Source organism: Leptospira chreensis, assembly GCF_016919165.1.
Classification (GTDB): Bacteria; Spirochaetota; Leptospiria; order Leptospirales; family Leptospiraceae; genus Leptospira_A; species Leptospira_A chreensis.
Map to the genome: position 1 here is coordinate 1 of NZ_JAFFPS010000029.1, position 13,452 is coordinate 13,452.

At 41.7% G+C, this 13,452-nt stretch carries 11 protein-coding genes; 5 read left to right on the forward strand and 6 right to left on the reverse strand.

Features of this window, described 5'->3' with window-relative positions:
* Positions 1-171: 171 nt before the first annotated feature.
* Positions 172-756, reverse strand: a complete 585-nt coding sequence (locus JWG41_RS09180; RefSeq protein WP_205269637.1) for a hypothetical protein — start codon at positions 754-756, stop codon at positions 172-174.
* 214 nt (positions 757-970) lie between these two features.
* Between JWG41_RS09180 and JWG41_RS09185 the strand changes: the two genes are divergently transcribed.
* Positions 971-1,354 carry a DoxX family membrane protein gene (locus JWG41_RS09185; RefSeq protein ID WP_205269638.1) on the forward strand — a complete coding sequence of 128 codons (384 nt, stop codon included), beginning with the start codon at positions 971-973 and terminating at the stop codon, positions 1,352-1,354.
* Between the two features lie 128 nt (positions 1,355-1,482).
* Here the strand turns inward: JWG41_RS09185 and JWG41_RS09190 are convergent, their stop codons facing one another.
* Complete coding sequence (locus JWG41_RS09190) at positions 1,483-3,651, reverse strand: SulP family inorganic anion transporter (RefSeq protein WP_205269639.1); 2,169 nt, start codon at positions 3,649-3,651, stop codon at positions 1,483-1,485.
* A 115-nt stretch (positions 3,652-3,766) separates the two neighbouring features.
* On the reverse strand, positions 3,767-4,213 hold the full coding sequence (locus tag JWG41_RS09195; protein WP_205269662.1) for a hypothetical protein: 447 nt from the start codon (positions 4,211-4,213) through the stop codon (positions 3,767-3,769).
* 256 nt (positions 4,214-4,469) lie between these two features.
* Between JWG41_RS09195 and JWG41_RS09200 the strand changes: the two genes are divergently transcribed.
* The 3 genes from JWG41_RS09200 to JWG41_RS09210 are packed head-to-tail and all read left to right on the forward strand — an operon-like array spanning position 4,470 to position 7,843.
* A complete protein-coding gene (locus tag JWG41_RS09200; RefSeq protein WP_205269640.1) occupies positions 4,470-5,159 on the forward strand; it encodes a succinate dehydrogenase cytochrome b subunit in 690 nt (229 codons plus the stop codon).
* A gap of 18 nt (positions 5,160-5,177) precedes the next feature.
* Positions 5,178-7,103: a fumarate reductase/succinate dehydrogenase flavoprotein subunit gene (locus JWG41_RS09205; RefSeq protein WP_205269641.1), complete on the forward strand. Its 1,926-nt coding sequence runs from the start codon at positions 5,178-5,180 to the stop codon at positions 7,101-7,103.
* Between the two features lie 8 nt (positions 7,104-7,111).
* Positions 7,112-7,843 carry a succinate dehydrogenase/fumarate reductase iron-sulfur subunit gene (locus JWG41_RS09210; protein WP_040506950.1) on the forward strand — a complete coding sequence of 244 codons (732 nt, stop codon included), beginning with the start codon at positions 7,112-7,114 and terminating at the stop codon, positions 7,841-7,843.
* A gap of 142 nt (positions 7,844-7,985) precedes the next feature.
* Here the strand turns inward: JWG41_RS09210 and JWG41_RS09215 are convergent, their stop codons facing one another.
* The 3 genes from JWG41_RS09215 to lepA are packed head-to-tail and all read right to left on the reverse strand — an operon-like array spanning position 7,986 to position 12,027.
* Complete coding sequence (locus JWG41_RS09215) at positions 7,986-8,939, reverse strand: glycosyltransferase family 2 protein (RefSeq protein ID WP_205269642.1); 954 nt, start codon at positions 8,937-8,939, stop codon at positions 7,986-7,988.
* Positions 8,936-10,180 carry a hypothetical protein gene (locus JWG41_RS09220; protein ID WP_232373894.1) on the reverse strand — a complete coding sequence of 415 codons (1,245 nt, stop codon included), beginning with the start codon at positions 10,178-10,180 and terminating at the stop codon, positions 8,936-8,938. The genes JWG41_RS09215 and JWG41_RS09220 overlap by 4 nt, the downstream gene beginning before the upstream one ends.
* Positions 10,181-10,221: 41 nt before the next feature.
* On the reverse strand, positions 10,222-12,027 hold the full coding sequence (gene lepA / locus JWG41_RS09225) for a translation elongation factor 4 (RefSeq protein WP_205269643.1): 1,806 nt from the start codon (positions 12,025-12,027) through the stop codon (positions 10,222-10,224).
* A gap of 122 nt (positions 12,028-12,149) precedes the next feature.
* Between lepA and eno the strand changes: the two genes are divergently transcribed.
* Positions 12,150-13,451 (forward strand): phosphopyruvate hydratase, encoded by a 1,302-nt coding sequence (eno, locus tag JWG41_RS09230; protein ID WP_205269644.1) that lies wholly within the window; start codon positions 12,150-12,152, stop codon positions 13,449-13,451.
* Position 13,452 lies beyond the last annotated feature (1 nt).

The window sequence follows — 13,452 nt, forward strand, 5'->3', positions numbered from 1 at the left end:
TCCAAGCCATGACACACTCCTGCGGTGTGTACATCGTGTTCTGAAACAAAGAATTAAAATCTTATGTGTAAAGGATGTTTGGAGAGAGATTTGTAAAGGATGAAACTAGTACGTACCTTGTATAGAAAGGCACATCGGTAACACTTTAGATTAGAAAATTCGGGTTCTGAATTAGCGCTGAAACATCTTCTGGCTTTTATATACGCTAGAAAACTCTTTCAAAGTGACAATTTGCCTTAAACCTTCTTCCACGGCGGATTGGATGCTGCTTGCAATTTTACCTTTTGACTCCGTATCTTCTGCACTGAAAGGAAGGGTTCGGGAAGTGATTTGTTCGGAATGACCCAAAATCCGTTTTGGTTCCCCAGTGGGACTGACCACGAGAAACTCAACTATAGAGGCAAAGGTAGCATGGTGGAACTTTGTGGTTCCTTCTTCAAATTCCAAAGAACGGTCCACTTGGACTTTATGTAGGACAATGGCTCCCGGTTCGAGTGGATCATTCGATTTTAATGCGGATAGCGAACTTACGGAGAAAAGTCGAGAACTCGTATCGGAAAAGGATTGGAGAGCAAATTGTCCAATGGAGATTTCGTGAGCTGGGCCGACTTTAAGGACTTTCGTCTCCAATTCCTGGGCGTATTGGAGTCGGAGGTGTTTTTCTGGTGTCTCTACCTGTGGGAGATCTTTTTGAGATGCCAAGCAGTTTGCAAATAATGTGACCCAAGCCAATGTTGATACGAATCCAGTTTTCATAGGTTAGACCTATCTATTAATGCCACCAAACAACGAGTTTATTGCCCTTTGAATCAGTAAAAATACTAAAAAATAGACTGGAATTAGATTTTCTGAAACTAAAAATTTCGGGAAAACGAAGTGACTTTTTCATGATTTGGTTCATAATTCTGAAAACTAGGATGGTTCTAGAAATCACATAAATTAGAAATATAATCATCCAAAGGATAGTGGTATGAAAATTGCGTATACAATTGTTAGAATTTTGCTTGGAGCATTGTTCTTGTTTTCTTCTGTCGTGATCCTCTTCAATTTAGTGGAGCAACCAGAAACGACTGGGAATTTAAAGGTTTTCAACGATGGGATCAAAGCCTCAGGATATTTGATGACTCTCATTAAAGTCACAGAACTTGTGGTAGCCATTGCTTTTTTAACGAACCGATTTGTTCCCTTGGCTTCCATTGTCATTGCCCCGATCGTTGTGAACATTTTTCTTGTTCACATCACCATTGCCCCAGAAGGAATTCCTGTTGGTATTTTCGTGGTTGTTGCCAACGCATTCCTTGCCTATGTCAATTGGAATGTATACAAACCCTTATTTGTTCCTGTGAACAAATAAATGTTTTGATTGGATGAGAACAAAGATCACGAAACTTTCTTCGTGATCTTTAGTAAAAAAGGATAGGGGAGTTCTGTCGAATAAAACCTATCCCCTTCCCCTCTTCTTTTTTTATTACCTAACGATAATTATTTTGCAGTTTCAAAGAACTGAACCTCTCCTGAAGAGGTATCATAAAAACCAGAGACAATTTTGATCTCTTTGGTTTTCACTTTTTCTGCAAGATAAGGACTGTTTGCCAGGATTTCCTCAATCGAATTTTTCACATTAGCCTTCACTACATGATTGAAGATATGTTCATTTTCTTTTTGGATGGGTTGAATGATCTTTTCTGATTCATCGATTGCCTTTTGGATTTTCTTTGTGACACTGGCAATGTTTCCATCGCGAAGCGCATAGATGGCACTGGAAACTGCTCCACAATTGGAGTGTCCAAGCACAACCACGAGTTTCGTTCCAATTTTATCGCAGGATAACTCCAAACTTCCTAAGATTTCTTCATTTACAATATTACCCGCAATGCGAATCGAAATGATATCCCCAAGCCCGGCATCAAAAATAATTTCGGGACTTGTTCTGGAATCAATACAAGACAAGACCACTGCAATGGGATTTTGACCAAAGGCAGTAGCATTCACTTGGTGTTTGAAGTATTTTTCCGACCATTTTCCTTTGACAAACCGTTCATTCCCTCGTTTTAGAAAATCCAAAATTTCATCAGGAGTTAACTTTTGTTGGGCTTCTTTGTCCAAAATATTGACAAACTGAACTTGGTCACTCAGCTCGTAAGAATCTTTTAGTCCGATTAAATTCAATTGGATCTTCTTCTCCGCAGAGACCACAGTTTTAAATTCTTCCAAAACCTCTAAGATATCGTGGTCAATAAAATTACAATTGGATGCATCCACAATCAGTTTGGAGTTTTCTGGCAATGCCCACAGTGTATCTTTGATGGAGGCTTTGTTCAAAAAGGAAACTTGGTTTGGTAATTCGATCCGAACCGTTTCTCCGATATTTAAGGTTTCCGTCTCCACAGAGAATGGATTTTTATAATTATTTTTTAGGATAAAAATAAAACTAATCGAAAGCCCAATGAGAACCCCAGTCAAAAGGTCGGTGAAGATGATAGCAACTATGGTCGCAATGAATGGAAGGAATTGGTAAATTCCCTTTTTATAAATGGAACTGTATATGTTTAGATTGGTGAGTTTGAATCCCGTAACAATTAAGATCACAGCTAAGGATGATAAGGGTATTCGGTTCAATAAAGGCCCAAAAAAAACAACGCTGATCGATAACAAAATTCCATGAAATATGGTCGAAAATTTGGATTCAGCACCGGCATAGATATTAACGGAACTTCGAACAATCACTGAGGTAATGGGAAGGCCTCCTATCAAACCAGAAAGAGAGTTTCCTATTCCTTGGGCCACCAGTTCTCTGTTCGGTGATGCCAGTCGTTTGTGCGGGTCAATCCTTTCTACCGCATCTAAATTGAGTAAGGTTTCCAAGGTCGCAAAGGCAGCAATGGTGATGGCATAATACCAAACCTTAGTTTTTGTGATAGCAGAGAAATCAGGAAAGAAAAACACCGATTCCCAGTTTTTGATATTGGGAATGGAAACTAAGTGTTTTTCAGAAAGATACCATTCCGGAATGGAATTTTGAAAGATGCCGTTAAGGAAAACTCCGAGAAGAATCACAAGCACAGGTGATGGTAAAAATTTCAAAGGTTTCCACTTTACTTTGTCATAACCGATCATCAGGGCCAATGAGGATAAAGCGATAGTAACCGCCCCCCAGGAAAAGTATTTAATTATATTAAATAGTTCAGAGAAAGTATTTTCGCCGTCTTTTTGAAAGAAAATAAAGTCTTCTTCTGGATCTACGTCAAACCCAACAGCATGGGGAATTTGTTTTAAGATGAGAATGATCCCAATGGATGCTAGTAATCCCTGGATGACGTTAGATGGAATGTAGTTGGCAATGAATCCACCGCGTAAAAAACCAATGATGATTTGGATAAACCCGGCGATAAAAACTGCGAGAAGAAAACTGCGATAATCGCCAAGTCCAGCAATGGCAGCAAGGACGAGAGTCACAAGGCCTGCGGCAGGTCCACTCACACTTGTATTGGAATGGCTTAGGATTCCGACAACAATCCCTCCAATCACTCCAGAGATAACACCGGATAATAAAGGGGCTCCGCTGGCCAAAGCCACTCCTAAACAAAGAGGAAGAGCGACTAAAAATACGACAAGGCCCGAAGGAATATCTTGTTTTAATTTAGAAAACATAATGGTCTTGGAATCCTAAAATTTGAGGGAGGAGATGTCAACCCGAATGGAATGATTCTAAATTCTTTTGTATGATTGATTCAATAAAAATTTGTCAGAAAAAAATTGCCTAAATTTACAACCAAACAGTCACGTCGTCTAAGTCCGCTTCGCTGATCACATGGCGCATTTGGTCTTCAGTCGTAAAGGAAATGGATTGGATCTGGATGGACGACCAAAGGTTCGCATAGACAAAAGGACCCACATGGCATTTGATTATGGTATTCGGTTGGATTTTTTTTTCGATCGAACAAATGAGCTCTGGAGTTTTTTTGTCTTCGGGAATTAGAATTTGATTGGAGTTGTCTCTGGCAAAAAATAAAATTTGGAATTTGGAAATATTAATCTTTGTTAGGTTTTCTGTTTTAATGAACAACTGAAGTTCTTTTTTATCGGTTTTGTGACGTGGGTTGATCGTCACAAAGATGGGAAGACCTACCTCTCGTAAATACAACTTTCTAGTTTCAGGAAAACTTGTATTTTGTTTGGCACAACCGGCCAAAGGAATCCAAAAAAGAACCACAGGTAGTAAACAAGTTACAAACTGAACCCGGCCATTCCATTTTGATTTTCGTTGCAAGATTAGGTAACTTTCTTCGGCTTTGGGTGGCAGCTCAAGTCCTTTTCCATCCCCCTCCTCCCCTTGCTTTATTGAGAAGCAAACTCAAATTCGTAACTGGAACCTCCCCAAGATTTATGAATTTACGAGAAGTGGAATCCATCTAAAATTGGACTTAAGAGAAAAAAATTTACACCTATACTCTAACAGGAGCTCTTCAATGACGTTGAGTCTAGACTTCTTTCGGTCCTCAATTGGCAAGAAGATCACGATGGCCATTACCGGATTTATCTGGTTCGGATTCGTGATCGTTCACATGGTCGGAAACTTACAAGTTTTCCAAGGACCAGAAAAATTAAACACCTACGCAAAGTTTCTTAAGGATTTAGGACCCCTATTGTGGGTAGCACGGATTGGATTGATTGTGGCCTTCTTTGGACACGTTTTCACTGCTATCCTCCTAAAAGTTGAGAACACAAGCGCAAGACCGGTATCTTATGCGAAAGGTGCTACCATCCAAGCTTCTGTTGCTTCCCGCACCATGGCTTATAGTGGACTTCTACTCCTTACGTTTCTTGTTTACCATTTGGCGCATTTCACTTTAGGATTCACGAATCCAGATCATTACACTCATGAATACATCCTTAAAAATGGTGATGTGGTTCACGATGTTTATGCGATGGTAATCCTTGGATTTCAAGATCCACTCATTGCAGGATCATATATCCTTTTTATGGTTTTCCTTGCTCTCCATTTTTCTCATGCATTGGGATCAATGTTACAGACTTTAGGAATCTTGGCACCAAAACACAACCCCACGATCCAGAAACTATCCACAGGACTTGGTCTTATCATTTTCCTCGGAAATAGTTCCATGCCGATATCGATTTTACTCGGGTATGTCCGTTAAGGGTTTTTAGGAGAAGTTATGAAATTAGATGCAAAAATTCCGTCGGGTCCCTTGGAACAAAAATGGGACAAACACAAACAAGACATTAAACTTGTAAACCCGGCAAACAAACGTAAGTATAAAGTCATCATTGTCGGAACTGGTCTTGCGGGGGCTTCTGCTGCTGCAACACTCTCAGAGCTTGGATACCAAGTTTCTGTTTTCTGTTTCCAAGACAGTCCAAGACGTGCCCACTCCATCGCTGCTCAAGGTGGTATCAATGCGGCAAAGAATTACCAAAACGATGGTGACTCCGTTTACAGATTGTTCTACGACACCGTAAAAGGTGGGGACTTCCGAGCTCGCGAAGCAAACGTATATCGTTTGGCTCATGAGTCTACGAATATCATTGACCAATGTGTGGCACAAGGTGTTCCCTTCGCTCGTGAATACGGTGGAACGCTTTCCAACCGCTCATTCGGTGGAGCGCAAGTATCCCGTACTTTTTACGCAAAAGGACAAACTGGCCAACAGTTGTTACTCGGAGCATATTCAGCATTAGAGAAACAAATTGCTCGTGGTGCCGTGAAGATGTATCCAAGAACGGAAATGTTGGAATTGGTTCTTGTGGATGGACATGCCAAAGGAATCGTAGTTCGCGATTTAATCACTGGTGAGATTTCTTCTCATGCAGGAGACGCTGTAATCCTTGCGACTGGCGGATACGGAAACGTATTTTATCTTTCCACTAATGCAAAAGGTTCCAATGTCACTGCGACTTACCGAGCTTACAAAAAAGGTGCAGGATTTGCAAACCCATGTTATACGCAAATTCATCCTACTTGTATTCCACAAGCCGGAGACTACCAATCTAAACTAACTCTTATGTCTGAATCCCTTCGTAACGATGGACGTGTTTGGGTTCCTAAGAAAAAGGATGACCTCCGTGCCCCACACGAAATTCCAGAAGACGAAAGAGACTACTACCTCGAAAGAAAATACCCTTCTTATGGTAACTTAGCACCTCGGGACATCTCCTCTCGTTCTGCAAAAGAAGCTTGTGACAATGGTCTGGGTGTAGGCCCTAAAGTTGGGGACAAACGTCTCGGTGTGTATTTAGATTTTTCTGATTCCATCAAACGTTTAGGGGAACCTGTGGTTGCTGACCGCTACGACAACCTCTTCCAAATGTATGAACGGATTACTGGTGAAAACCCATACAAAGTTCCTATGCGTATCTACCCTGCGGTTCACTATACAATGGGTGGACTTTGGGTGGATTACAACCTAATGTCCAATGTTCCTGGCCTTCACGTTCTTGGAGAAGCAAACTTCTCTGACCATGGTGCCAACCGATTGGGAGCTTCGGCCCTTATGCAAGGACTTGCAGACGGATACTTTGTGATCCCTTATACCATTGGTGATTATTTTGCTAAAGAAGGTCATAAAAATATCTCCACTGACAGACCGGAATTCAAAGAAGCAGAAGCCCGTGTTCGTGAGATGACAAACAAACTCCTTACTATCAACGGTAAAAAAACTCCAGATGATTTCCATAGAGCCCTCGGTAAAATCATGTGGGATCAGTGTGGTATGGCTCGTAACGACAAAGGTCTCAAAGACGCACTGAAAAGAATTCCTGAACTTCGTGAAGAATTTTGGAAGAACGTAAAAGTTGCCGGATCTGGTTTGGAACTCAACCAAGAGTTAGAAAAAGCGGGTCGTGTTGCCGACTATTTAGAGTTTGGTGAATTGCTTTGTTTAGATGCACTCACACGAGAAGAATCTTGTGGAGGTCACTTCCGTGAGGAACACCAAACAGAAGATGGAGAAGCAAAACGTAACGATGATAAATTCTGCCACGTAACCGCTTGGGAATATAAGGGAGAAGGAAAGGCTCCTGAAGAACACCGCGAAAAACTCGAGTATGAAAACATCCACCTAGCCGTAAGGAGCTACAAATAATGGATAATATGAAGTTACACCTTAAAGTTTGGCGACAAAAAGATAAAAACGATAAAGGTCGTATGGTTAGTTATGAAGCAAACAACATCAGCGAACACATGTCTTTCCTTGAGATGTTGGATGTTGTCAACGATGACCTAATCAAAAAAGGCGATGATCCGATTGCCTTTGACCATGACTGTCGCGAAGGGATTTGTGGAGCTTGTTCTATGGTGATCAACGGTGTTCCACATGGTCCTGAAAAAGGAACTACCACTTGCCAATTGCATATGCGTAAGTTCAAAGATGGTGATACGGTTTATATCGAACCTTGGAGAGCCAAAGCATTCCCAGTAGCAAAAGATTTAATCGTAGATCGTTCTGCGTTTGATCGCATCATCCAAGCAGGTGGGTATGTATCCATCAATACTGGTGGGGCGCCAGACGGAAACGCATTACCGATCCCGAAAGTGGATGCTGACCTTGCGATGGACGCGGCTACTTGTATTGGATGTGGGGCTTGTGTGGCGGCGTGTAAAAATGCTTCTGCGATGCTCTTCGTATCTGCTAAAGTTTCTCACTTAGCACTCCTTCCACAAGGGGTTGTTGAGAAGAAAGAGCGGGTTCGTAAAATGGTTAGTGCTATGGACAAAGAAGGTTTTGGAAATTGTACAAACCAATACGAATGTGAAGCGGCTTGCCCGAAAGAGATTTCGGTAAACTTCATCACTCGTTTGAACAGAGAATACATTTCTAGCTAACGAAACGTTACTAAAAGCCGTGTCGCAAAACTTATGTTTTGTGGCAACAATGGAAACCCGGTTTTACACGACCGGGTTTTTTGTTTTTATGGGACGTGTTTTTTTGTGATTCAAAAGCGAATATCCAGTGATGAGTTGGGAATTAAAATAGAGAATCATTCAACAAAACAAACAAATCCTTTTTTGAATGGGGAGCCTCCGATTGGAAATCTTCCCTTAATTGCAAAAGCCAATCCGTATCCTTCCCTCTTTTGATCCTTCCTTGAAGAATGACTTCCCATCGAGATTGGATGGCTTTATCCACAAGGGTTTTGGATTCTTCGGGTAACCCATCCCAATTTCCATTCTCCTGGAATTCTTCTTTCGTGAGTAAAAGGGAATACAAACGAAATCTTTCCTGTGCTTGGTACTGGCTAGATAGTTGGTCATCGTGTCCACCATACCGCACCATCAAATTTTCTTCTAATAGTCCGATCGAATGCCCCATTAGTAGAATTCGATTCCATAAATCATAATCTTCGCATATAGGGAGTTCTGTGCGAAAAAGGCCAATCTTTTGCAAAGTCGGTTTATGCGCAAAAAAACTAGAAGAGGTCACCATACAAATGTCCAAGGATTCTTTTAAAAAATCCCCAGAGATTTTTTGGTATTTTCCTTTGGGTTCTAAAAGATTTCCCTTTTTATTCCAAACTTCTTTGGTTTGGGAGAATGAATACTCCGGATGATTCTTATGAAATTCGATTTGTTTGGTTAGTTTTTCAGGACCCCACTCATCATCCGAATCTAAAAAAGCAATCCAGTCCCCTTCGGCTTTCGCGATTCCAAAGTTTCTAGCACTACTCACTCCCCTATGTTCTGTTTGGTGGACTTGGATGGATTTTTGGTTTCTACCAAAGGAAGTGAGTTTCCCTTTCCAAGTGGTGAGTTTCGAGAGTAAATCCATCCAAGTTCCATCTGTAGACCCATCATCAACAATGTGGAGTTCCCAGTGCGGATACGTTTGTGTGATTACTGATTGGATCGCACGTTCTACGATCAAACGGCGATTGAATGTGGGAATGATGATGGAAACAAGAGGTTTTTCTACGGTGCTCATTTTGAAACTTTCTCCAAAATCAAATCTAGATGTTGGATCTGGCCTCCTTGGTGGAGGTAAAAAATCGGAATCATCTGACCGTTAGGAGAACGTTTCAGAAATTGGTTTGGAGATTGATCCTCGATTCTATTTTTGCTTGTTTGATGATTTCCTGCTTTGGTGGATAATAATTGCATTTCGTATATTTCCCTGAGTAAGGAATAAACTGTATTCCCGCTATAGACTGGTTCCAATAGGATGTTTGTACTTCGATAAAATCTGCCTATCCATTCTAGGAGTGTTTTGTTTTTCTTGGCAAAGGAACCAGATATCTTCTTTGTCTTTGGTATTATTTCCGGATTTGCATTGCGATTTTGAATCTCCCCATCCGTAGAAGCTATACTGGGAAGCTCCAAAATTTGTTCGGAGGGAATGGATCGGTTTTTAAGTCCCAACTGTTTTTGCAGATCGGCTATTTTTGGGATCCACTTCTCTTTGGGCTCTCCCACCATCACTCCCAGAACCAAAATGGAACTATCTTGAAAAACATCAAAGGCAGAAAGGAAGGTCGCACCAGAGCCGATCTCTAAAACGAGTATGGCCTTTGTATGATTTCTACTTCTTATCTCTTTTTTCAATTTTTCCCAAAGGGATTGGAGCCCCGGGATTTCGCTTGGGTGAATTCCAAATTCGGGAAGAACAAGTCCCGGATATTCATTTTGTCTTTCTAACCAAACTGCATAGGCGGTAGCACGATTCGCATAACATTCGATAGAATGAGAATGCCCTCGAACGATCGTCTCATTATAGGTTTTTAATTGGGGATCTCTTGTATAAGCGATGGCATCCACTTTGATTCCATGCAGGCGAAGGAGGTAAGTAAAACTGGCTAAATAATTTCCATGAATTCCACCCCAAAGAAGGACTTTGCGGATTTGATTTTCTTTCAAAAATTCAATGATTCCTTGGACCTTTCGCCATTTGGTGCCAAATCCCAAAGGAAGTAAGTCATCCCGAAGGAAATAGAGATGGGGAATGGATGGGTTCTTATCCCGTTCGGAAGGAATCATCTCTGATTCTGAATCCCTTTTGGATGGGAGTTCGGTCCGAAAGGATTCCAAGGCTTGCAAGGACAGATTCGTTATCTGGAGGGGAAATTCCATTGGAAATTCAACTTGGTTGCGGTTTTCCAAAGGGTTTGTAAGAGAAATTGTATCTTTGTGGATCTTTGGGGTTGTATCATCCATCGGGTTTAAGTTCATCCATCCTTCCAAGAGATTCCTGGAAGAATAGGTTATCGACTTTAGTCCCCGGTTTTCAAAATGGAAAGGAAGGCTTCTTGTGGAATCTCCACATTTCCAATTTGTTTCATCCGTTTCTTTCCTTCTTTCTGTTTCTCTAGAAGTTTCTTCTTCCGAGAAATATCCCCACCATAACACTTCGCCGTTACGTTTTTACGAAGGGCAGAAATACTTTCCCGGGCCACCACTTTGGCACCAATGGCGGCTTGCAAAGGGATCATAAATTGGTGACGAGGGATTAGGTCTTTTAATTTTTCAATGATCACTCGTCCGCGGTCTTCCGCTTTGGATTTGTGAACGATGGAGGAAAGGGCATCTACTGGCTCTGCATTTACAAGAATGTCCATACGAACGAGTTTGGAATCCCGGTATCCCACTTCTTCATAATCCAAAGAGGCATACCCTTTGGTATAGGATTTCAGTTTGTCATAGAATTCGAAAATAAGTTCCGCAAGAGGAAGTTCATAAGTGAGTTGGAGTTTGTCTTTAGAAAGATAAACGGTATCCATATGGATTCCTCGTTTGTCGATCACAAGTGACATGATGTTTCCCACATAGGATTCGGGTGCAATGATGGTCGCTTTCACAAAAGGTTCTTCTGATTTTCCAATGAGAATGGGTTCTGGCCATTTACTTGGGTTATCCACTTCAATGATTTCGTCTTTCGTGGTGGTGATGCGAAATTTAACTGATGGAGCTGTGGTAATGAGGGCTAAATTGAATTCTCTCTCTAGTCTCTCCTGTACAATTTCCATATGTAAGAGGCCTAAATAACCCACACGGAAACCAAAACCAAGTGCTGCCGAGTTTTCTCTTTCAAAGGTTAACGCTGAATCGTTTAACTTTAGTTTTTCGATGGCATCCACGAGAGCATCAAAGTCTTCCCCATTAATCGGAAAAAGACCAGCAAATACCATTGGTTTTGCATCTTTAAATCCTTTGACATCTTCTGCGGTTTGTCTGTTGGCATGAGTGATGGTGTCGCCCGTTTTGGCATCCCCCATTTTTTTCATACCAGCGACCACATAACCAACGTCCCCGGCTTGTAATTCTTCACAAGCTACCATGGAGAGACGATTGATTCCCACTTCTGTGACCGTAAACTGACGGCCAATGTGCATCATATGGATCATTTCCCCTTTACGGAGTTTTCCATCATATAGACGAACTTTAGCAACCACACCCATATAGGTATCAAAGAAGGAATCATAAATGAGTGCCTTCAGAGGGGCCTCCACATCACCCACTGGTGGCGGGAGCAAATAACAAATCGCCTCAAGGACTTCTTGTACATTGAGGCCGGTTTTTGCAGAAATCGGAATGGCTTCTTCGGGATTCAGTCCCAAAGACTCTTCGATCATCAATTTACATTTGTCGATATCGGCGGAAGGAAGATCAATTTTGTTAATAACAGGAATTATGCGAAGATTTAAATCCATCGCTAGGTATAAATTGGCTAAGGTTTGCGCTTCTACTCCTTGGCTTGCATCTACAATCAGAAGTACCCCTTCACAAGCGGCAAGAGAGCGGGACACTTCGTACGTAAAATCCACGTGGCCCGGAGTATCAATTAAATTCAGGTGATATACGTTCCCATCTTTAGCTACATAATCAAAAGATGCATTATTGGCTTTGATGGTGATCCCACGTTCTCTTTCGATGTCCATGGAATCGAGAATTTGGTTCTTTTGGGTCCTTTTGTCTGTGACAAGACCAATCTCAAGCAAACGATCCGCCAGAGTGGATTTTCCATGGTCGACATGGGCGATAATGGAAAAATTGCGGGTGAATTTTTGGCGTTCGTTCACGGTTCCCTCTTCTTTTTAAGTCATTTTCCTGGATCAAGGCTCTTTGTCGAAAAAGTTTATTGTCAGAGGCTTAAATTTCCTAAGACTGGGAGGAAATTATCCCTTAGGAGAAACAATTCCCGATGTCCCAAAAAGATAGCATTCGTTCCGTCAAAGCCCGTGAAATCATGGATTCCAGAGGAAATCCAACCGTTGAAGTGGATGTCACTTTGGAAGACGGTTCCTTCGGTCGTGCGGCGGTTCCCTCCGGTGCGTCTACAGGCGAACACGAAGCAGTAGAACTTCGTGACGGTGATAAAAAAAGATACTCCGGAAAAGGTGTACTAAAAGCCGTAGAAAATGTAAATTCTAAAATCTCTAAATCCATCTTAGGCCTTTCGGCAACAAACCAACTCTTAGTTGATGGAACAATGATCTCGTTGGATGGAACTGCCAATAAATCTAAGTTAGGTGCCAATGCCCTTCTTGGAGTTTCCATGGCTGTGGCAAAAGCAGCAGCAGCTCATACTGGACTTCCGTTATATCGTTATATTGGGGGAACTTTTGCTCGTGAACTTCCCGTTCCCATGATGAATATCATCAATGGTGGGGCTCACGCAGACAACAATATCGACTTTCAAGAATTTATGATCCTTCCTGTATCGGCTCCAAACTTCCGCGAAGCCCTTCGTATGGGTGCCGAAGTTTTCCATAGCCTAAAGTCCGTTTTAAAAGGGAAAGGTCTGAATACCGCTGTCGGTGATGAAGGTGGATTTGCTCCTAACCTAACAAGCAATAGCGAAGCGATTGAAGTCATCCTCACTGCGATCGAAAAGGCTGGTTACAAACCAGATCTAGACATCAAAATTGGTTTGGACTGTGCCGCTTCCGAGTTCTACGATGAGAAGAAAAAGAAATACGTTCTCAAAGCGGAGAAAAAACCAGAGAAGACTGCCGAAGAACTTGTAGAATACTACTCAAATTTAGTGTCAAAGTATCCGATCATTACCATGGAAGACGGTCTGGATGAAAACGATTGGACAGGCTGGAAAAAACTTTCCGAAAAACTGGGGAAAAAGATCCAACTTGTGGGGGATGATTTGTTCGTAACCAATATCAAAAAACTCGCAAAAGGGATCGAAAAAGGGATTGGTAACTCCATTCTCATCAAAGTGAACCAAATCGGAACTCTCACAGAAACCCTCAGTGCGATCGAAATGGCGAAAAAAGCCCAGTATACAGCTGTTGTTTCCCATAGATCGGGAGAAACGGAAGATGCGACCATTTCTCACATTGCTGTCGCCACCAATTCCGGTCAGATCAAAACAGGATCACTCAGCCGAACCGACAGGATCGCCAAATACAACGAACTCCTTCGTATCGAAGAAGAACTCGGTAAAAATGCAACTTATAGCGGAGTAAACACTTTTTACAACTTAAGGTAAT